Raw genomic sequence first — 19,732 nt, forward strand, 5'->3', positions numbered from 1 at the left:
TGAACTTTTACCGATGTCTATAATTAAACTTAACACTAGTTAAGGGAAAATGCCGCCAAAAAACACTTTTTTGACGGCTAAATTTTCTTTTTCAAAAAAATTTATTTAAGGTGCTCTTGGATATAACCAGGCAATGCGAATGCACCTAAATGTAATTCAGGTGTATAAAAACGAACAGCAAGTTCTGCTTGTTCAAAACGAGCTTTAATAATTTCTAAATTTTGCGCGCGTAAATCTTTATTATCACTCGCCCAACTGAACGCCATCACACCGCCCACATAAGTGGGAATTGCTGCGGTATAAAATGTATTATCGGCAAAATGCACTTGCTGGCGTTCATGCGTACTGATTAATTCGTCTGCCTGCATAAAGGGAACGCCATTTTGCGTTACCAACACACCGCCAGGATTTAAACAGCGTTTACAATTCCCGTAAAAATCTTGAGTAAATAAAACTTCACCCGGACCAATTGGGTCAGTACTGTCGGAAATAATTACGTCAAAGGTTTGCTCGGTTTCGGCAACAAAATTAGCACCGTCATCAATGACGAGCTGGAAGCGAGAATCATCAAAAGCGCCGTCACTGTGTTTGGGCAAATGTTCACGACTCATTTCAACAACGGCGTTATCGATTTCTACCATCGTGATGGATTCAACGTTTTTGTGCTTGCACACCTCACGCAAAATACCGCCGTCGCCGCCGCCGATGATTAATACTTTTTTCACGTCACCATGGGCGAGAAGAGGAATATGCGTTAACGACTCATGATAAATAAATTCGTCGGCTTCGGTAGTTTGAATAACTCCGTCCAATGCCATGACTCGACCATAATGTGAATTTTTAAAAATCACCAAATGCTGGTGGTCGGTATGGGTTTCAAACAATACTTTATCGACCGCGAAAGACTGGCCCCAAGCATCGTATAATGTTTCGCTGTATCGATTCATTGCTATCTTATGACTCCACGTAAATGTTCGCTGACTTCGATTCTTTCTGGAAAGAAAGCTCGCTTTAATTCCACAATGGCTAATTCAGGCATGGCGTCACCACACATGAATACGTCAAAAGCGGCGTATTCGCGTTCGGGCCATGTATGAACACTGATGTGCGATTCAGCAAGTACAGCAACACCGGATACGCCATCGGGCGCAAAGTGGTGTACGTGAATATGGAGTAGTGTTGCGCCACAAACCTCGACACATCTGCGCATGGCATTTTCCATGTGCTCGATATCGTCTAGGTGTTTAGCACCCCAAAGATCAATGATGAGATGTGAACCTGCGAAGGTAACGCCATTTCGAGTAATGAAATGATCTTTACTTTCTTCAACAGGGGCTGAAACTGGTTCAGCTATTCGCTTAGTAGTCGGTACACTTGAAGTCAGCCCATCTAACATGGCTGGCTTGAGGGCATCAGCGGCACTCAGCATTAACGCATTCCTCCGAATCGCAATGGTTTGTCTATTCAGTCACCATCGCAGGCTTCGGTTGCAGACAACGTCAGCTGATCGATGGCGCTTTAAAGAACTCGCATAAAATAGTGTCAGTAGTTAAGGGAGCGGCGATTGTAACTATTTTTGGTGACAGTGCAACAACAAAATTAGTCTATCCGACTAAACCCATAAAACTAGCGCAGCTATTGAGCAAATGGTTAATAGAATTTCACCCAATTAATATTTATTAACTTAAATAACCAGAGGGTAATCACGGAATTAAATGGTTCAAATTTAATTATCGAAAACCCAAATTAAGTTAACGTTTGATTTTGAATTCTTAATCAGGATTAGAAGGATAAGGCAAAAAAGGCAGGTTTCAAAACCACCACTGCTTAAAAACAACGACAAAACAGTGGTGTTAAAAAGAAATTTTTTAGTGAAGAAAAATTTTAAAATTAAGTTTCGGTGAGCGCTTCGGAATTAATTTTTTCAAACACTTTGGCAATTTGTTCGGGCTCTTGTGCGCCGTTGATTAAATATTTTCTGTTTAAAATAATCGACGGAACCGATTGAATACCAGATTGTAGCCAAAACTGTTGTTCGGCGTCGGTTTTCTTGCGAATTAATTCGTCGTCGAGCGCCGCTCTTGCTTCCTCTACATTTAACCCAACTGCTTCGCAGGCAGACAATAAAATTTCGGTGTCAGAAATATTTAAACTTTCACTGAAATTAAACTGAAACAATTTCAATTTTAGTTCGGTTTGCAAATTAAATTGTTGAGCCCAGGTTAGCAGTCGATGCGCCGCTTTTGTGTCGTACATACGGAAGTCTTCACCGATGTTAAATTCGAAATCCAACGACTCACCAATCGACTTAAGACGAGCAGAAAAATTTTCTGAATCGGCTTTAGACATGTTGTATTTTCGCTGTAAGTTATCCAAAAGTAACTCACCTTGCGGCGGCAATCCGGGGTTCAACTCAAACGGTTGCCACTGAATGCTCACTGGTTGGCTGAATTCGGTTTGACCGAGGGCTTGCTCTAACTTCTTGAAACCAACAATGCACCAAGGGCAGGTCACGTCGGAGACAAGATCAATGGTTATCGGTACGCTTATCATTGGGTTTTCCTGAAATTTCGAATTAAAAATCAACGTTTACGGATAAGATTGCCGCAATGGAATAAAAGTTCGCTTTCACAGGCTGCAATCGTTTTTATCAATATGCGGTTTTTACTAATCCACCGTTTTTACTAATCTATGGTTTAAATGGATAAGTTTCGTTAAGATCCAGTGTAACACTGAAGCGTACGAAATTGTGTTGAAAAATAACACACATTCAAAAATTTCAGTCACACTGATACTTACGCCACAGGCGTTCACCATAAACGACTGTTGATCGTTTATGTTTTACCGAAATACTTGCAAGCAATGACACAACTGACTCACTCTGATCACCAAACCACGGGAAAAAAATTTCCACTCTGTTTTTTACTCATTGATGTAGAAAGACCTGAAAACGTCGGTAGCGTGTTTCGCATTGCCGATGCTCTGGGGGTAGAAAAAGTCTTTTTGTCAGGAAAGTCAGTTGTGCCACCGAATAAAAAAATTCGGAAAGTCTCGCGCACTACCGAACGTTTTGTGCCTTATTCTTATGAAGAAAAGCCGGAACAGATTATTCACGCGTTGAAAGCTGAGAACTACCGCGTCGTCAGTTTGGAAATTGCCGAAAACAGCAAACCGCTGCATCGACTATCGTTATCTAGTGATGCCAAAGTTTGCTTGGTGCTTGGTTCTGAATCGCACGGTATCAACGATAATGTACTAGCACTCTCAGATGAGGTTGTGCATATTCCCATGCTTGGAGAAAACTCGTCGATGAATGTTGCCAATGCCTGTTCGATTGCCACCTATGTGATGACTCAAGCGTATTTGGATACTGAATAATTTTTTAACAGGCCTTTTGTACAAGCTCTTATACAAGCTCAGGCCCAAGTGCGTCTTTAAGCGGCGTTAAAAACTCGGAATAATTCTGCCACTGGTCCAGGCCCGAGCGGTAAATGGGTTTTCGGACTTGTTCAGAACTTGCCGTGCGTACGGCGCGCTGGTTTTTATAAAAGCTTAAGCACGCGTCTTCAAACGGCAGCCCGCAGTAATCTAAAAGTCGTCGCACTTGATTTTCAACATCATCAACTACATCTTCGTAGCGGACCAAAAGAATGTCGCCTGGGTATTGGGCTTGCCAAAAATCCATGAGGTCAACATAGTCGCGATAATAGCGGCCGATGTCTGCCAACGAATAAGAAAATTCTTGACCCTCAGCAAAGAGCTGTTTGAAACCGCTGAAACAACACGCGAGTGAATATCGACGCGCATCAATAATTTTCGCATTGGGCAAAATGGTTTTAATCAAACCGATATGACGGAAGTTATTGGGCATTTTGTCGATAAAAAATGGCGCACCTTTGCGATGTATTTGAGTTTCGGCAATAAATTGCTCTCCGAATGCTCGAAATTTTTCTGCGGCCAATTCAGGAATAATCTTGGGATAAAGGTTGTCACCGGAGCGCTGCTCACCACGACGCAGCTGATGCACTAAAGATAAAATATTGGGCAATTCTAACGTGCCATCGACCTGACTGTGCGATGCTAAAATCTGCTCCAAAAGGGTTGAACCCGAGCGCGGCAAACCCACAATAAAAATAGGATCAGGGCGATCACAACCAACCGCTTTATGGTTTTGAATAAAGTCAGCGGTAAATACGGTTTTTTGCTGGGCGAACTCTTCCGTCATTTGTTCAGAAGAATATCGACTTTGGGCTTTTTTCTGGGCGTTACCTAACGAGTAAAAATGAAAAGACTGCCCAAAATTTTTCTCATCTTCATAAGCTTTTCCCAACGCAAAATACAAATGCACCAAATCAGCGGGGTTAAGATCACCTTGGTTGAGTTGCTCAAGCATGGTTTCAATATCAGCTTGTTCGAAGGCAACGGTTTTTAAATTGGCCAGCGAATACCAGGCTTCACCGTGATTGGCTTTTGAATCAATAGCGTCACGATAAGAGTTAACAGCTTGCTCTGTTTTTCCCCAGGTTTTTAGGGCGTGACCACGTGAAGTTAGGGTTATGGGTTCCTTGGGAAGGGTTGTTAACACTTGATCAAACAATTGAATCGCTTGCTCGTAATCACCAGTTTGCATCAACTCAATGGCATACAACGATTGCGCTTGTGGATGGTTGGGAAATTTTGCCAATAGAATCTTGGCCTGGTCTAACGCTTTTTGAAACTGTTGACGTTTTCTTAAAACAAGAATGTAATCTTTGTGCACATTGAAATTATTGGGGTCAAAACTGAGCGCACTTTCCAATAAAAATTCAGCGTCGTCCAACACCCCCAATTGAACCCCAATTTCCGCCAATAATCGCATGGCTTCAACATGCTTGGGATTTTTCTGCAAGAACTGACGGCACAAGGTTTCGGCTTTAATCCAGCGACCGCTGGACATTAAATCAATGACTCGCTGAATGGCTTTGGGTTGTTTTTGAATGTATTCGAACTGTTGCTTAGCCTGATTCGCCGTTTGCACATCACCTTTGGCGACCAGAATTTTCAGTTGGCCGATCCAGGAGGCAATTAATGCGGGATTAATCTGCGTTGCTCGTTGATAAGCTTGTAATGCTTTATCACTTTCTGAAATTTTTGCGTAGCAATGCCCTTCTTCTTGAATACCTCGGCTGTGCCCAGGTGCAATCATTTTTAATTGTTGCAACAGAGATAACGCGGTTGTTACCTCCCCTAAATAACGCAAGCAAACACATTTAAAATACAGAGCATCGGAATCGGGTTTCTCTTGAGCAATGAGTGGCTCTAAAAATTCGATGGCTTCGGTAAATTTTTTTTCGCGCATTAACGCTTCAATGTGTTTTTCGTCTGAGGATTTCACAGTATGTCCGTCGTTGTTGTGTCGCAATCACAATCGCAGAAAGAAAAATACCCCTAAAAAGGGGTATTTTTAAATTCACACTACGTTGATATCAACGCAGTGTCAAAGCGCTGTTGTCGTATTTAGAAATTGTAACTTAAACGAACACCACCGGTACGCGGGCGCGAGTATGTTACGCGTTCACGATCGTTAACAAAGTTTTTTGCAAGCTCGGCGCGCTCATCGAATAAGTTATCCACGTAAAGTTCTGCGGTCCATTGTTCGCTGGAAACACCTGCGGTAATACCAACCATTACCCAACTGTCGAGCTTGGCGCGGTTGATGGTAATGATGTCACTGAAGGATTCATCCGCATAGGCAACGTGAGGCATAACATGGGCGGTCAACCCGGATAATCCCCATTCATAACGCGCTTGTAAATTTGCTTGGATTTCTGGCGCGTAGGCTAAGGAATCGCCTTCGCGTACGTCATCGGTAGGCGTTAATACGTCGGTAATTTCAGTATCCAATAATGAGATTGCACCACTGACCGTTAATCCTTGAACGGAGTACGGCGCCCAAATAAAGTCTGCTTCCAACCCGAGAACTTCGGCATTGGCGGCATTATCTGAGAAAAATAAATTGGTAATACTCGGATCAAAAATGGTGGTTTGCAGATCGTCGATCTCAACGAAGAAAATGCTGCCGTTAAAACGCAAAGCGCCGTCGAGCAAATCGGTTTTCCAGCCAAATTCTGTGTTGAGAATTTCATCAGTATCTAATGCAAAAGGTACTGAAAAGGAACCATCGGCATTGGTGGCACCACCCGGACGGTTCAATAACCCCGGCCGGAACCCTTCGGAAACGGTTAAATAAAATAAGGCGTTGTCTGTTGGTGTCCAATTACCGGTAATTTTAAAAATGGTGCCGTCGGTAGAAGCGTTGTCCGGTGCGTTCAGTGCAGCAACGACCGCCGCCGGTACTTCAATGGTAGGATCATCCACATCGGCTTGGGTAAAGGTTATTTGCGCATCAGGGTCACAGGTTCCTCGGAAAGTCACCTGACCGTCGTTATTGAACACATCGGAGATGTCGGTTCCGAAACCATTGACATCAACATCGCTGCCTAAGTTACAAAAAGACGAGTTGGCGCTGCCGTCGAAATCAACTTCAATATCGTAGTAACGCGCCCCAAGGGTTAAGGCAAATTGATCCGAGACATCAAAGGTTACTTCACCGAAGGTACCAAACTGCTCGTCGGTGCGTTGAATATCATTGCGGAAAATAACTCCAGCGGGGAATGGTCCGGCGTCGGAACTGAATCCGGTCGGGAACGGGAAGTTATCGGCAAAACCAATTTGGCCATTAAAGCCTTCAACGAGGGTTGAGCCCGGATAATTAAAATCGTTGCGCTCTTCCAATTCCAATTCACTGTAAAAAGCACCAAAGGTTGCACGAATCGGCGCGGATTGATCGGTAGAGAAACGAATTTCGTGGGTAATAATTTCGGTTTCTGTGCGGCTATCAACGAATAAATCCGGCGCATAACAGGTGCCCGAAGGGGCTGCATCGCCAGGGTAAGAGACCGAACCATCACAGATGTAATACGGCAGATATTGGCCGACAAATAAATAGTCGGAGTAATCGACTAATTGTTCGGTTTCACGATCGGTAAACGCACCGGTGTACACCACTTCCAATGCAGCAATACGACCGGTAAGTGTCCAGGCGGTGTTGCTGAATTCGTCTTCTAATGAATCCGGCTGAAAATGTTGGATGGCTGGATCATCATCGCCGAGTTCTGGATCGGCGAAAAATACGCCGTCGGAATCCAGTTCTTGCTCAGCGTGGGCGATCAATAAATTCCAATCGTCGGCCAAATCAATGGACGCACTCACACGACCACCGGTATAGGTGGTTTCATTAAAGTCGTCTTCGACTAAATCGCTGTTGTCGGCTTCAATAAAATTAACACCACTTAGATCGGCGTTGGATTGAAAACCAGCTCGCGCAGCGCTGACCGGTACGCCGTTATCACGCACAGTGCCTTCAGGTCGAAAACGCGCGCTGTCTGCGGCGGATAAACTTCCGGCTACGTTATCCACATAACCGCCTTGCTCATCCCGATAGACAACCGCTCGTAATGCAACGTTATCGTTCACCGCTAAGTTGCCAACAAATTCAATATTGTTGCTAGGATCACCGCCGGAGGTGGTGGCCGCGCCTAACTTCACCTTGCCATAGCTTTCAGAATGATCCGGCTTATTGGTAATTAATCGCACCGTACCGGCTTGAGAACTGGCGCCAAACAATGTGCCTTGTGGGCCAGATAACACTTCAACTCGGCTGATGTCGGCGGTGTAAACATCGAGATTTCTGCCCGGTTGCGATAGCGGTTGTTCATCCAAATACAGCGCCACATTGGGGGCCAACCCAGCAACACCAGCAGTGGTTAAATTTGGCGTGGTAGAGGCAACGCCGCGAATGTAAATCGTATTTTGGCCAGGGCCTGAACCGCCTGCGGTAATTCCGGGTAGCTGAATTAAATAGTCAGTGAAATTGGTCACTCCGAGCTGTTCGAGCGACTCTTCAGAAATGGCAGAAACAGTAACCGGGATGTCCTGAGTGCTTTGTTCGCGTTTAGTGGCGGTTACGATAACTTCTTCAATTTGCGCATTGACCGAGACACTTGCCGATGCCGCAAGAACGGACCCCACTAATAGCTTTTTCTTAAACATACACTCCCCTTTAATTGGTCACCGCGTTACGGCGACGTACAAAAAACAATCAACACCACGGTAAAAATCATTAGTAATCGAAGCTTTTTAGCTAATAAATTGCTTTGAGCTCTATTTATTTTATTCCTTCAACAAGGCTTTCTCAAGGAAGCACCCCTACATACACCTCGAATTAACCGATTATTTCTACAGAAAACGCCACCAAACCAGCGGTTATTTAATCAAAAACGAGAAAATGCTAGCATTGCAATAAGCATAGAAATCTAAATAATAAATCAGTGGAGATGTATGAATAACTGCCCCCAAGGTCGGTATGAGACCAGCTACGAAATCGGTCAAGACAATGTGGAAATTTGGGGGATGGATCTTCACAATCCTGTTTTCTTTATCAGCGCAACCTTGATGTTGGTGTTTGTTGCCACCAGCGTTATTGCGCCAGAGACTGCCAACGAATTCTTAAGCGCCGCCAAGTCTTGGACGATCAATCAATTTGACTGGCTGTTTATGTCAACCGCTAGCGTATTAATCATCTTTTGTATTGCGTTGATTGTTCTGCCAGTTGGAAAGATTCGCCTCGGCGGCAATGAGGCAAAACCTGAATTTTCAAAACTGTCTTGGTTTGCGATGTTGTTCGCCGCTGGCATGGGAATCGGCCTGCTATTTTGGGGCGTGACCGAACCTTTGGCCTACTACACCGGCTGGGGCGGCACCCCTCTGGCGGTAGAAGCACGATCCGATGAAGCCGCACAACTGGCCTTACCGGCGACGATTTACCACTGGGGATTACACGCCTGGGCTATTTATGCTGTAGTCGGTTTATCGCTGGCATTTTTCGCGTTTAACAAAGGGCTGCCGCTAACCATTCGCTCTGTGTTTTACCCACTGTTAAAAGACCGAGTTTGGGGTTGGTGGGGCCACGTTATTGATATCACCGCGGTACTGGCAACGATATTTGGCTTAGCAACGTCGTTAGGATTTGGCGCAACACAAGCAGCCACCGGATTAAACTTTCTGTTTGGTTTGCCCAACGATCTCACAATGCGAGTTGCCGTTATTGTCGGGGTTACCTTTTTTGCCGTGTTGTCGGTGGTTCGCGGCATTGATAAAGGCGTGAAAATACTGAGCAACATCAATATGGTGTTAGCCACCTTATTATTGCTCGGTATTTTTTTGCTCGGTGCTTCCAGCAATGTCTTGGTCAGCGTATTCAGCTCAATAAAAAATTATTTCGTCCATATCGTGCCGCTAAGTTATTGGAGTGACCGACCGGATCATGAGTGGATGCAAAGCTGGACGGTTTTTTATTGGGCTTGGTGGATCAGTTGGTCGCCGTTTGTTGGAATGTTCATCGCCCGAATTTCAAAGGGGCGAACCATCGCAGAGTTTTTAATTGCTGTATTAATTGTACCTACCCTAGTTACTCTTATTTGGATGAACGTGTTTGGCTCTAACGCGTTACTCCAGGCACAGCAGGGAATCGGCAGCCTGGCCAACGGTATTGATGATGCAAGCCTTGCTCTGTTTCAAATGCTAGAAAATATTCCGCTCACCGAACTGACCAGTGCCGTGGCTATCGTGTTGGTATTATTATTTTTCGTCACCTCGTCGGATTCTGGATCGCTGGTGATCGACAGCATTACCGCCGGCGGTAAATTAGATGCCCCAATTCCACAACGCGTGTTTTGGGCGGTCACCGAAGGTGCAATTGCAGCGGCCTTATTAATTGGCGGAGGAGCACAAGCACTAGGTGCTTTACAGGCAGGTACAATCGCTACCGGTTTGCCGTTTACGGTTGTCTTGTTGGTGATGTGTTTGAGCTTAACAATCGGCTTGCGCGATGAGCAAAAAAGCCGGTAGTGCCAAACTCATTTTCTTGCTTATAATTCGCAGAATAAGGAAACCAACAGAACGGTAATCGATGTCGACATCCCCTCAATCAGAAGAAGTGTTAATCGCGCTACGGCGAGTTATTCGAGCAACGGATTTACATTCAAAACACTTGGCGAAAACAACCGGCCTAACCGCGCCGCAGATTTTGCTGCTTCAAACCATTCACAACAAAGGCCAGATGACGGTGGGCGAGCTGGCCAATGAAATCAGCCTGAGCCAAGCAACCGTAACCACAATTATTGATCGCCTGGAAAAACGCGAGTTGGTGTATCGTGAGCGCTCCTGTAAAGATAAGCGAAAGGTGTACGCGTTTTTAACCGAAACCGGTAAAACCACCATAGAAAAAGCTCCCACGCCGTTGCAGGAACAATTTGTCACGCAATTTGCGGCGCTTAAATCCTGGGAGCAAATGATGATTATTAGCTCACTTCAGCGCGTTGCTCACATGATGGATGCAACCAATATTGACGCTTCTCCCGTACTTGATGTTGGCACTCTCGATCGACAACCCTAAACGCATCGGTAACATCATGAACCCAGCAAACATTCCCTATTTTCCGAACGCATTGAAAGTGGGTGTATTCAGCGTAATGGTCACTTTGACCGGTTGTGTGTCTTGGCTGGCACCAAACGTAAATACCGACGTTGCCACCTTAAAACCCGGCGAATACGAACTAGACGATGATCATGCTCGATTACTGTTTAAGATTTCCCATTTAGGTTTATCGGACTTTGTCGGTCGTTTTAACGACTTTGAAGCCTCGCTCAGCTTTGATCCGAAAGCTCCTGAAAATTCATCGCTGCACGCGCTGGTTAACATGGCGTCGTTGGATGTGAACAACGCCGAACTTGAGGAACAACTCAATGGCTCGGGCTGGCTCGACACCAAAAGTTTTCCACAGGCAGAATTCACCAGCGTGTCGGTATCGGTGATCAGCGAAAATACCTATGAATTTGTTGGCAATCTAAACTGGCGCAATGTCACTAAGCCGGTTGTGTTTGACCTAACCTTTAATGGCGGCGCCCACAATTGGCTAAGCGGGCATTACACCATTGGCTTTAGCGCAACCGGGAGTTTTAAACGTTCCGATTTTGGATTGAGCAGTTATCAGAGCTTGGTGGGAGACGAGATTCGCCTGGAAGTGTACGCGGAATTTTTGCAGCAATAGAACCGTGACTTTCAAGCAACGGATAAACAACAGATAAGCAACGGGTGGGAAGTTCGATTCCAAATTTCCCACCAATTATGCTCTTATTCTTCAGGCTCAGATTGAGAGCCTTCAAACATATGGCCAAGCTTGCCTTTTTTGGTGTCTAAGTATTTTTGGTTGTGAGGATTACGACCGGTTTCGTGCGCCAACCTTTCTACCACATCAATACCAATTTCTCGCAGTGCTTGAATCTTACGAGGATTATTGGTCATTAAACGCAGTTGTTTAACACCAAAGTGTTCGAGCATTGGCTTGAGTAAATCGTACTTGCGCATGTCAGCGCCAAAACCCAACGCCTCATTGGCTTCGACGGTATCGGCTCCGGCATCTTGAAGATGATAAGCTTTGATTTTGTTCAGTAAGCCAATGCCACGACCTTCTTGGCGCAGATAAAACACGGCGCCGCGACCAACTTGGGCAATTTTGTGTAACGCAGCCTGCAATTGAGCGCCACAGTCACAGCGCAGGCTGAATAAGCCATCGCCGGTTAAACATTCGGAGTGGATACGAGCAAGTAATGGCTCGGGTTTGGTCATATCTCCCATGGTGAGCACAACGTGCTCTTTTTGCGTTTCTTGCTCAAAAAAGCCATGCATATCGAAAATCCCCCAAGGGGTCGGAAGCTTGCATGACTCGATATATTCTATTGACACTATGTTCCCCAAAAACCGCTAATCAGCGATCACTACTCAACAACAAGACACCGTTTTCGGTGCTCATTTTGACTTCATTTAAAAAGCTATTGCCCAACAGGGCGACATCAGGAGAGTCGTCCAAATGCACGGAAGCTCTGACATTGTGGACGGTAATGCCGCCAATGGTCACACTGTCGAGATTGACAATAAACACCCCCACGGTGCCGTTGGCTGTGCTGACAACGCCCTCTTGGCCCGCGCGGTAATTAATACCTAAATCAATGGCCGTTTGTTTGTTCAGGGCAATCACCGACGCCCCGGTATCGACAAGAAAGTGAACACTGCGGCCGTTGACTAAACCGTTTGTGAAAAAGTGCCCATTGCGCCCTGCCTGAATTCGAATTTCGGCTTTTTCAGCACTCTGAAAACCCGATGATATCTGCTGACTAATACCAAGTTTATGACGTCGGCCATCAATCAAGAACAGCGCTTCTTGGCTGTTCGCCGACAGTAACTTCACCCCTTCTGGCGAGGTTTTGCCCTGCTTGAGAATGCGCTGCGTACCATTGATGGTGACAACTGCGCTGCCCTTAAATAGCCCGTGAACCTGAACGTCCACTGCGTGCGCGGTTTCAGATAGAAATGCTGCAAACAGAGACAGAAATAAAAAACCTACCGCAAATAATCGACCTTGAACCTTGACCATTGTTTATCGCTCCGAATCTTCCCTAAACTGATTGGGTGAGCACTTTTTACAGTGTCATGCCTAATTCTAGCCCCAATATGCAGCGGCAATTTGAACAACTGCAAATGCGAAAATTCCAGCGAGTATATCATCGATCATTATCCCCAGGCCGCCGCTGACTCTGCGATCTAGCCAGGAGATCGGCCAAGGCTTGAGGATGTCGAAGATTCTAAACATGACAAACCCAAAGACGATCCAAAACCAGCCACTTGGCGCGGCAATCATCGTAATCCAGTATCCGACAAATTCGTCCCAAACAATGCCGGGGTGATCGTGCACCGCCATTGCATCACTGGCAGCCTGACAAATCCAAACACCGAGTATTGACGCCACCAGGACAACACCCAGGAACAAAAACAGCGGAAAATCAGACATGAGCCAGTAAAACGGCACAGCCGCTAAAGTACCGACGGTACCTGGAGCCCATTTGGAAAGACCCGAACCAAAACCGAATGCAAACAGCATCGACGGCGATTTTATAATATCTTGGAACTTCGGAGTAACTGTTGAGTTCAACTTTTGATGGTTATCTTTATTATGAGCGTTCAAACTGGAACCCATCAGAGAGTTAACGTGACTTTTGGAAAGGACAACACGGCTAAAATCAGAAGTGCTTGTATCCGGTTCGCTCAGGCACAACCACACGCCCTTCACTCAAACAGACACAGTCTTTACCGCGAACGATTTCACCAATAGCGGTGCATTCGATTTGATGTTGCTCTTGCAATTCTTCTAGGCGAGCAATTTTGTTGGGCGATACCGTAAAGCACACTTGATAATCGTCGCCACCGGCCAGCGCCCAATTTAACGCGGTTTCGCTGTCGGTAAGCTTTCGCAGGGGATCGGAAATCGGCAAACGTTCGGCCTCAATAACGGCACCGACACCACTGGCGTTACAAATGTGGCCTAAATCCGCCAGCAAACCATCGGAAATATCGATGGCGCAGCGCGACACATCCGCCAACGCACGCATGGGTCGAATTTGAATTTTTGGCGTGTAGTAGCGACTCATAAAATAACTGAACGCCGATTTACCGACCTCCAATTCTTTTTTGATCACCGCCAATGCCGCCGCACCGTCGCCGACGGTTCCAGTGACGAAAACAATATCACCAACGCGTGCTTCGGAGCGCAACATGGCTTTTTCAGGCTCGACACTGCCGTGAACTTGCAGCGTCACTGCCAGAGGGCCGCGAGTGGTATCGCCGCCAACCAGAGAAATATTGAACTCTTCCGCCGAGCGAAACAGGCCTCGACTGAATCCGGCGAGCCACTGGCTCTCGGCAGAAGGCAGCGTAATTGCCAGTGTCATCCACATAGGGTCTGCACCCATAGCGGCCAAATCACTGATGCTGACACGCAATGCCCGCTCGGCAATTAATTCAGGGTCGGCATTTTTAGGAAAATGCGAGCCGCCAATTAACGTATCGATGGAGACTGCCAGCTGGCGCCCCTGGGGCACAGTAAGCAACGCGCAATCATCGCCAATCCCGAGGTTCACACCGTAGGATGCTATTTGTCCACCGAAGTATTGATCGATTAATTCAAATTCGCTGAGATTGGCCATGAGGGTAATCTGTAATGGTCTAAATGGTTGGCGCGCTAACGCAGATAACACACTAAGCTTAGTGCCAATTTGATGAGCGCGCCGCGCTCAATCAGTGCCCGGCACCGACTTCAACGGCCCGCAATTCGGTTGCCGTTTTATCCAATACGCCATTGATAAACTTATGAGCATCGGAGGCGCCGAATTTCTTGGCGAGAGAAACAGATTCGTTGATAACAACTTTGTAAGGAACATCGATACGATTTTTCAGCTCGTAGGTTGCCATACGCAACAGAGCTAGGGTAATCGGATCAAGCTCTTTCAGCTGTCGATCTTGCAGATACTTGCCAAACACTGTCTCCAGCGCATCAAGCTGCGCTGGGACTTCGTGCAACAACTCGTGGAAATACTGGATATCCACGGGCTTCATGTCGTAATCGGTACGAAATTCAGCTTCAATTACATTGATTGCTGAACCCGCCATCTGCCATTGATAAAGTGCTTGCATGGCGTAATGGCGCGCTTTGCGTCGTGCCGCAGGAGATACATTCATTCACTAACCTTTAAACTTTTGCTAAGACTGACACCATTTCCATCGCAGTGACAGCAGCTTCTTCGCCTTTGTTACCTGCTTTGGTGCCAGAACGTTCAATCGCCTGTTCAATAGAATCGACGGTTAAAACACCGAATGATACAGGAATTGAGCTGTCGAGGGACACTTGTGCTAAGCCTTTTGTACATTCGCCAGCAACATAATCAAAGTGTGGGGTTCCACCTCGAATCACAGCACCTAAAGCAATAATGGCATCAAATTTACCACTTCGTGCAAGTTTTTGCGCCATTATTGGAAATTCGAACGCGCCTGGCACGTAGTAAAGGGTGATATTTTCATCCTCAACACCGTGACGGTGAAGGGCATCTAACGCACCACTTTTTAGACTTTCAACAACGAAGCTGTTCCAACGGCTGACAATAACGGCGTATTTACCAGAAACTGAGCGAAAATCGCCCTCAACTACCTGTACATCACTCATGAAAATTACTCTCTGTTATTCGCAATAATTCGCGACTGTTTGTTCAGAATTTAAGGCGCATCAATGCGCTCAACCACTTCTAAGTCGAAACCCGACAAAGCGGTAAATTTAAGCGGAGCCGATAGGATATTCATTTTACGAACACCTAAATCGCGAAGCATTTGTGCACCGGCACCAACTTGGCGGTAGGCGGCATCTTGAGAGGGGTGGTTTTGCTTACCGCTCAACAACCAATCAATGCTTTCTTCGATTTCATGGGTTGTCATGGAATGACAAATTAACACCACAACACCAGTACCTTCGTTTTGAACGTACTCAAGTGCCTGAGTTAGGGTCCAAGATTTGTACTTTTTATCCGACTCTCGCAAGATGCTGAGAATATCGCGAGCGGTATTGAGAACATGCACACGAACCGGTACCGGCACGTTTGGATCGATCTCACCTTTTGAAAGGACAAAATGGAATTCGTCGGTGATTAAATCGCGGTAAGTGTGAAGGTCGAACTCGCCGTACAACGTTTCCACTCGGCGCTCGTTCACACGCTCAACAGTTTGTTCTTTCACCGAGCGGTAGTGAATCAAATCGGCGATGGTGCCGACTTTTAAGTCGTGCTCTTTGGCGAATTTTTCAAGATCGGGACGACGCGCCATGGTGCCGTCTTCGTTCATGATCTCAACAATGGCCGCCGCAGGTTCGCGACCAGCAAGACGAGCGAGATCACAACCGGCTTCGGTGTGGCCTGCACGACTCAATACGCCACCGGGCTGAGCCATCAACGGGAAAATATGGCCGGGCTGAACAATGTCGCGGGCAACGGCGTTTTCAGCAACCGCAGCGCGAATGGTTTTTGCGCGGTCAGCAGCAGAGATACCGGTGGTAACACCTTCTGCGGCTTCAATAGAAACGGTAAAGTTAGTGGAATGAGCGGCCTGATTATCACTTACCATAAGCGGTAATTCTAATGTGCGGCAGCGCTGTTCGGTCAGTGTAAGACAGATCAGACCACGGGCATGAGTCGCCATAAAATTGATGTCTTGAGGGCGAACCATATCTGCCGCCATGATCAAGTCACCTTCATTTTCTCGATCTTCATCGTCCATGAGAATAATCATCTTGCCTTGACGAATGTCTTCGATGAGTTCTTCTACTGTATTTAATTGCATAACTTGCTCGTCGAGATTGTATTTCTGTGTTTCAGATGTGCAGGCTATTACACACCAATAATTTTAAACTGTTTGGTTTGGTTAATGACTGTCATTAACGCTTATTACGACCGTCAAAACCGTTCTGGGCTAGAAACGCCATGTCGATTGAACTGCTTTGTGCATCGGCGGCTTTTTCTCCCATCAGGAGTCGCTCCAGATACCGCGAAATAACGTCGACTTCTAAATTCACTTTAGTGCCTATTTTATAGTCACCAAAAATAGTTTCAGCAACGGTGTGCGGTACGATGGTTAACTGGAAAGTATCACCTTCAACCGCGTTCACGGTGAGGCTGGTGCCATCGACAGTGATCGATCCTTTATAGGCTATGTATTTCGCCAGTGAACTCGGCGCTTTAACAAAAAACTGCTCGGCGCGGGCGTCGGTGTAACGATTAACAACTTCGCCAATTCCATCGACGTGACCACTGACAATATGACCGCCCAAACGAGTTTCCGGCGTCAGCGCTTTTTCGAGGTTAACTCGGGTACCAACTTGCCACTGACCCACACTGGTAAGCTTTAATGTTTCGACAGAAACATCGGCCCAATAACCATCGCCAGGAAGATCAACAACGGTTAAGCAAACACCATTGGTCGCGATGGAATCCCCCAAACGAACATCGTTCAAGTCGAGTTTATTGGTGCGAATTCTTACCCGTAAATCACCGGATTTCGGTTCGAGAGCAACAACATCGCCAACGGCTTCGATTATTCCTGTAAACATGGTTCACTCATCAATTAGTCAGTCGCCCAAATTCTACCATCAAAATCAGCCTTTAACGGTTACCCAATTAGGCAATTTTAGGATTCAGTTTTTTGCTTTTGGTTTGGCAATCACCTGCCAATCGCTGCCAACACTTCGAATATCGGTAATCTCAAGCTCGACTTTTTCGCTCATGGATGCCAACGGCAGTGCCAACAGTGGCCTAGCGTCCGAGCCCATCAATGTCGGTGCGATAAATACGACAATTTCGTCCACCAAACCTTGTTCAACAAAAGCACCTGCGAGAGTGGCGCCGCATTCAACCAGGATCTCATTACATTGCCGCTGTGCCAAGTCATCCAAAAGATCCGTCAGACTCACTCGATTGGCAATATCTGGCAGTGATTTCCACTCGACTGTCGGCAAAATATCGTTCGGCTTCGCGCCTGCGGTCACCCAAAGACACTCACTCTGTTCGTGAAAAAAGGGCTCGTGACCGGTCAATGTCGCGTTGGAATCGAGCACCACCCGCAATGGACGGCGAAGTCTGCCGGGGACTGGGTGATTTTTCAACGGTTGCAGCGGGATTTTTGGTAATTCGCTGTCGCGAACTGTCAATCTGGCCTGATCCATACTTACGGTTGTATGGCCAGTCACTACTGCACAGCTGCGCGCACGTAACGCCTGCACTTGTGCTCGCGCTTTGGGACCGGTGATCCACTGACTTTCACCAGAAGCCATTGCTGTTCGGCCATCAAGGCTCATGGCTAATTTGAGTCTAACGTAGGGTCGTTGATGAACCATTCGGTGAATAAAACCAGGATTCAATGCCTGGGCTTGTTCTTCCAAAACCGGTCCTTCAACTGCGATATTTCGGTCTTGTAAATACTTGAGCCCTCTGCCCGAGACTTGCGGATTAGGGTCTGACATGCCGTACACCAAGCGCGCAATTCCGGCTTTCTCCAAGGCTTGGCAACACGGTCCTGTGCGGCCGTGATGACTGCAAGGCTCCAAAGTTACGTAGGCTGTCGCACCGACGGCAGCTTGTGGGTCATCCAGGGAATTTAAGGCGTTAACCTCTGCGTGGCCGGTACCGGCCTCAATGTGAAAACCTTCACCGATGATTTGATGATCTTTGACGAGAACACACCCGACTCTGGGATTCGGGGAGGTCGTGTTCAACCCGCGCTCAGCCAGTTGAATCGCTCGCGCCATAAATTGATGATCTTCGACGGTGCTCGACATTATTCTTTCTCGCGGCTTTCCAAGCGATCAATTTCTTGACGGAATTCGTTGAGATCTTTGAAGCTTCGATAAACCGACGCAAAACGCACATAGGCTACTTCATCGAGCCCACGCAATGCTCTCATGACTTGCTCACCGATCATACGCGATTGCACTTCGCGCTCGCCGGTGGCCTGTAAAAAGTGTTTGATCTGGGCGATGGCAGATTCGATTTGCTCGGTACCGACCGGGCGCTTCTCTAAAGAACGCAGTAAACCGGCCCGCAATTTTGCTTCATCGAACGGTTCTCGAACGCCGTTATTCTTGATTACGCGCGGCATCAGCAATTCAGCCACTTCATAGGTGGTGAAACGTTCTTTGCACCCCTGACATTCGCGCCGACGTCGCACCTGATCGCCTTCGGCAACTAATCGGGAATCAATAACTTTTGTATCTTCTGCGCTACAAAACGGACAATGCATGGCTTAACCGAGCTTGTTATGATGGGACGGTATAAAAATTTTTGCGGCATCTTAGCACAAACCTTTTCGTTTTAGCGTATAGATGCCTGAAGCCGTCGATTAGGAGAGATTATGCTTTGGGTTAAGGCCTTTCATCTATTTTTTGTTGTTGCTTGGTTCGCTGTACTTTTTTATCTGCCAAGGCTGTTTGTCTATCATGCTCAAACCGAGGATGAAGCAGGCAAAGAGCGGTTCAAAATCATGGAGCGCAAGCTCTACTGGGGAATGGGATTACCGTGCATGTTGGGCACGCTTATTCTCGGAGTATGGACGGCTACGTTTAACGCCAGCTACTATTTTTCGGCGGGTTGGATGCATGCAAAACTCGCCATCGTCGTATTGCTGATTGGTTATCACCACATGTGCGGAATGTACGTTAAGCGATTTGCAAAAGACGCAAACACCAAAAGCCATGTTTATTTTCGCTGGTTTAACGAAGTGCCGGTCTTGTTTTTGTTAGCGATTATTATTTTGGTTATTGTTAAACCTTTTTAAATAAAATTTTTCGGCAATCTCTCGAACAGTTTTGTAGACAAGCATTCTTCTCCAAAAAAGAATTTCTGACTTGAGATTGCCACCAACAGACAAACCTTTATTTTCGAAAATAGCGCTTGTACTCAAGCAATAAAAATTTCCACACACGCTGAAAAAACTTTTCTGATTCTTTCTAAACCCGCCTTAATAATTAAAAACTCACCAATAAATTTAAATCGTTAATTTTAGTCTAGGTTTTCGCGATCAAACGTGTGACTCAATCATGATTTATTGGCGTTGCGAAGCCACTGAAATCTACCCAAACAGTCAAAAACTTCGATCATTTTATTCATCCAATATTCAGATAATACTAAGTTACTATCAAGATTTACGAGGCAGTAAACTGTTGCGTTTCCAGGTATATTTGTGAACTGAAAAATATCCTTGGTTTGA

Annotated in this window: 20 protein-coding genes; 5 read left to right on the forward strand and 15 right to left on the reverse strand. The window is 46.3% G+C overall.

Going from position 1 to position 19,732, the window contains the following annotated elements; genetic code table 11:
- Nucleotides 1–101: 101 nt before the first annotated feature.
- The 3 genes from speE to LU361_RS04330 form a co-directional block, all read right to left on the reverse strand.
- The gene (gene speE, locus LU361_RS04320; protein WP_233087209.1) at nucleotides 102–947 is read right to left on the reverse strand and encodes a polyamine aminopropyltransferase; all 846 of its coding nucleotides are present in this window, start codon (nucleotides 945–947) and stop codon (nucleotides 102–104) included.
- A gap of 2 nt (nucleotides 948–949) precedes the next feature.
- Nucleotides 950–1,429 carry an adenosylmethionine decarboxylase gene (gene speD / locus LU361_RS04325; RefSeq protein ID WP_233087212.1) on the reverse strand — a complete coding sequence of 160 codons (480 nt, stop codon included), beginning with the start codon at nucleotides 1,427–1,429 and terminating at the stop codon, nucleotides 950–952.
- A 461-nt stretch (nucleotides 1,430–1,890) separates the two neighbouring features.
- A complete protein-coding gene (locus tag LU361_RS04330) occupies nucleotides 1,891–2,553 on the reverse strand; it encodes a DsbA family oxidoreductase (protein ID WP_233087214.1) in 663 nt (220 codons plus the stop codon).
- A gap of 309 nt (nucleotides 2,554–2,862) precedes the next feature.
- On the opposite strand from LU361_RS04330, the gene LU361_RS04335 reads away from it, so the two are divergent.
- Nucleotides 2,863–3,378 (forward strand): TrmH family RNA methyltransferase, encoded by a 516-nt coding sequence (locus LU361_RS04335; RefSeq protein ID WP_233087216.1) that lies wholly within the window; start codon nucleotides 2,863–2,865, stop codon nucleotides 3,376–3,378.
- A 28-nt stretch (nucleotides 3,379–3,406) separates the two neighbouring features.
- Here the strand turns inward: LU361_RS04335 and LU361_RS04340 are convergent, their stop codons facing one another.
- Both LU361_RS04340 and LU361_RS04345 read right to left on the reverse strand, forming a co-directional pair.
- On the reverse strand, nucleotides 3,407–5,374 hold the full coding sequence (locus LU361_RS04340) for a tetratricopeptide repeat-containing sulfotransferase family protein (RefSeq protein WP_233087218.1): 1,968 nt from the start codon (nucleotides 5,372–5,374) through the stop codon (nucleotides 3,407–3,409).
- 122 nt (nucleotides 5,375–5,496) lie between these two features.
- A complete protein-coding gene (locus tag LU361_RS04345; RefSeq protein WP_233087220.1) occupies nucleotides 5,497–8,091 on the reverse strand; it encodes a TonB-dependent receptor in 2,595 nt (864 codons plus the stop codon).
- A 288-nt stretch (nucleotides 8,092–8,379) separates the two neighbouring features.
- On the opposite strand from LU361_RS04345, the gene LU361_RS04350 reads away from it, so the two are divergent.
- The 3 genes from LU361_RS04350 (at nucleotide 8,380) to LU361_RS04360 (ending at nucleotide 11,150) form a co-directional block, all read left to right on the forward strand.
- Nucleotides 8,380–9,948, forward strand: coding sequence for a BCCT family transporter (locus tag LU361_RS04350; RefSeq protein WP_233087228.1), 1,569 nt, complete (start codon nucleotides 8,380–8,382; stop codon nucleotides 9,946–9,948).
- A gap of 61 nt (nucleotides 9,949–10,009) precedes the next feature.
- A complete protein-coding gene (locus LU361_RS04355) occupies nucleotides 10,010–10,495 on the forward strand; it encodes a MarR family winged helix-turn-helix transcriptional regulator (RefSeq protein ID WP_233087230.1) in 486 nt (161 codons plus the stop codon).
- Nucleotides 10,446–11,150: a YceI family protein gene (locus LU361_RS04360; protein WP_233087232.1), complete on the forward strand. Its 705-nt coding sequence runs from the start codon at nucleotides 10,446–10,448 to the stop codon at nucleotides 11,148–11,150. The genes LU361_RS04355 and LU361_RS04360 overlap by 50 nt, the downstream gene beginning before the upstream one ends.
- 83 nt (nucleotides 11,151–11,233) lie before the next feature.
- Here the strand turns inward: LU361_RS04360 and ribA are convergent, their stop codons facing one another.
- The 10 genes from ribA to nrdR all read right to left on the reverse strand — a co-directional run bounded on the left by ribA (nucleotide 11,234) and on the right by nrdR (nucleotide 18,766).
- Nucleotides 11,234–11,845 carry a GTP cyclohydrolase II gene (gene ribA, locus LU361_RS04365; protein ID WP_233087234.1) on the reverse strand — a complete coding sequence of 204 codons (612 nt, stop codon included), beginning with the start codon at nucleotides 11,843–11,845 and terminating at the stop codon, nucleotides 11,234–11,236.
- A gap of 22 nt (nucleotides 11,846–11,867) precedes the next feature.
- A complete protein-coding gene (locus LU361_RS04370; RefSeq protein WP_233087237.1) occupies nucleotides 11,868–12,533 on the reverse strand; it encodes a retropepsin-like aspartic protease family protein in 666 nt (221 codons plus the stop codon).
- A 66-nt stretch (nucleotides 12,534–12,599) separates the two neighbouring features.
- Nucleotides 12,600–13,217: a phosphatidylglycerophosphatase A family protein gene (locus LU361_RS04375; RefSeq protein ID WP_350337991.1), complete on the reverse strand. Its 618-nt coding sequence runs from the start codon at nucleotides 13,215–13,217 to the stop codon at nucleotides 12,600–12,602.
- Nucleotides 13,177–14,139 (reverse strand): thiamine-phosphate kinase, encoded by a 963-nt coding sequence (thiL, locus tag LU361_RS04380; protein WP_233087239.1) that lies wholly within the window; start codon nucleotides 14,137–14,139, stop codon nucleotides 13,177–13,179. Before thiL ends, LU361_RS04375 begins: the two co-directional genes overlap by 41 nt.
- A gap of 91 nt (nucleotides 14,140–14,230) precedes the next feature.
- Complete coding sequence (nusB, locus tag LU361_RS04385; RefSeq protein WP_233087249.1) at nucleotides 14,231–14,671, reverse strand: transcription antitermination factor NusB; 441 nt, start codon at nucleotides 14,669–14,671, stop codon at nucleotides 14,231–14,233.
- A gap of 10 nt (nucleotides 14,672–14,681) precedes the next feature.
- Nucleotides 14,682–15,152, reverse strand: coding sequence for a 6,7-dimethyl-8-ribityllumazine synthase (gene ribH, locus LU361_RS04390; RefSeq protein ID WP_233087251.1), 471 nt, complete (start codon nucleotides 15,150–15,152; stop codon nucleotides 14,682–14,684).
- Nucleotides 15,153–15,202: 50 nt separating this feature from the next.
- Nucleotides 15,203–16,315 (reverse strand): bifunctional 3,4-dihydroxy-2-butanone-4-phosphate synthase/GTP cyclohydrolase II, encoded by a 1,113-nt coding sequence (gene ribBA, locus LU361_RS04395; RefSeq protein ID WP_233087253.1) that lies wholly within the window; start codon nucleotides 16,313–16,315, stop codon nucleotides 15,203–15,205.
- A 94-nt stretch (nucleotides 16,316–16,409) separates the two neighbouring features.
- A complete protein-coding gene (locus tag LU361_RS04400) occupies nucleotides 16,410–17,081 on the reverse strand; it encodes a riboflavin synthase (RefSeq protein WP_233087255.1) in 672 nt (223 codons plus the stop codon).
- Nucleotides 17,082–17,165: 84 nt separating this feature from the next.
- Entirely contained in the window at nucleotides 17,166–18,305 is a 1,140-nt protein-coding gene (gene ribD, locus LU361_RS04405; RefSeq protein WP_233087263.1) for a bifunctional diaminohydroxyphosphoribosylaminopyrimidine deaminase/5-amino-6-(5-phosphoribosylamino)uracil reductase RibD, read from the reverse strand.
- Complete coding sequence (nrdR, locus tag LU361_RS04410; RefSeq protein ID WP_233087265.1) at nucleotides 18,305–18,766, reverse strand: transcriptional regulator NrdR; 462 nt, start codon at nucleotides 18,764–18,766, stop codon at nucleotides 18,305–18,307. The genes ribD and nrdR overlap by 1 nt, the downstream gene beginning before the upstream one ends.
- A gap of 111 nt (nucleotides 18,767–18,877) precedes the next feature.
- Here nrdR and LU361_RS04415 point away from each other — a divergent pair, with 111 nt between their 5' ends.
- A complete protein-coding gene (locus LU361_RS04415; RefSeq protein ID WP_233087267.1) occupies nucleotides 18,878–19,300 on the forward strand; it encodes a CopD family protein in 423 nt (140 codons plus the stop codon).
- The last annotated feature ends 432 nt before the right edge of the window (nucleotides 19,301–19,732 follow it).

Source organism: Sessilibacter corallicola (assembly GCF_021290925.1).
Lineage (GTDB): Bacteria > Pseudomonadota > Gammaproteobacteria > Pseudomonadales > Cellvibrionaceae > Sessilibacter > Sessilibacter corallicola.

Coding starts and splice junctions, on each gene's coding strand:
- speE (WP_233087209.1), bottom strand. CDS start 947: ATGAATCGATACAGCGAAACATTATACGATGCTTGGGGCCAGTCTTTC.
- ribD (WP_233087263.1), bottom strand. CDS start 18,305: ATGTCGAGCACCGTCGAAGATCATCAATTTATGGCGCGAGCGATTCAA.
- LU361_RS04415 (WP_233087267.1), top strand. CDS start 18,878: ATGCTTTGGGTTAAGGCCTTTCATCTATTTTTTGTTGTTGCTTGGTTC.
- ribH (WP_233087251.1), bottom strand. CDS start 15,152: ATGAGTGATGTACAGGTAGTTGAGGGCGATTTTCGCTCAGTTTCTGGT.
- nrdR (WP_233087265.1), bottom strand. CDS start 18,766: ATGCATTGTCCGTTTTGTAGCGCAGAAGATACAAAAGTTATTGATTCC.
- LU361_RS04355 (WP_233087230.1), top strand. CDS start 10,010: ATGTCGACATCCCCTCAATCAGAAGAAGTGTTAATCGCGCTACGGCGA.
- speD (WP_233087212.1), bottom strand. CDS start 1,429: ATGCTGAGTGCCGCTGATGCCCTCAAGCCAGCCATGTTAGATGGGCTG.
- LU361_RS04350 (WP_233087228.1), top strand. CDS start 8,380: ATGAATAACTGCCCCCAAGGTCGGTATGAGACCAGCTACGAAATCGGT.
- nusB (WP_233087249.1), bottom strand. CDS start 14,671: ATGAATGTATCTCCTGCGGCACGACGCAAAGCGCGCCATTACGCCATG.
- thiL (WP_233087239.1), bottom strand. CDS start 14,139: ATGGCCAATCTCAGCGAATTTGAATTAATCGATCAATACTTCGGTGGA.
- ribBA (WP_233087253.1), bottom strand. CDS start 16,315: ATGCAATTAAATACAGTAGAAGAACTCATCGAAGACATTCGTCAAGGC.
- LU361_RS04400 (WP_233087255.1), bottom strand. CDS start 17,081: ATGTTTACAGGAATAATCGAAGCCGTTGGCGATGTTGTTGCTCTCGAA.
- LU361_RS04370 (WP_233087237.1), bottom strand. CDS start 12,533: ATGGTCAAGGTTCAAGGTCGATTATTTGCGGTAGGTTTTTTATTTCTG.
- LU361_RS04345 (WP_233087220.1), bottom strand. CDS start 8,091: ATGTTTAAGAAAAAGCTATTAGTGGGGTCCGTTCTTGCGGCATCGGCA.
- LU361_RS04335 (WP_233087216.1), top strand. CDS start 2,863: ATGACACAACTGACTCACTCTGATCACCAAACCACGGGAAAAAAATTT.
- LU361_RS04330 (WP_233087214.1), bottom strand. CDS start 2,553: ATGATAAGCGTACCGATAACCATTGATCTTGTCTCCGACGTGACCTGC.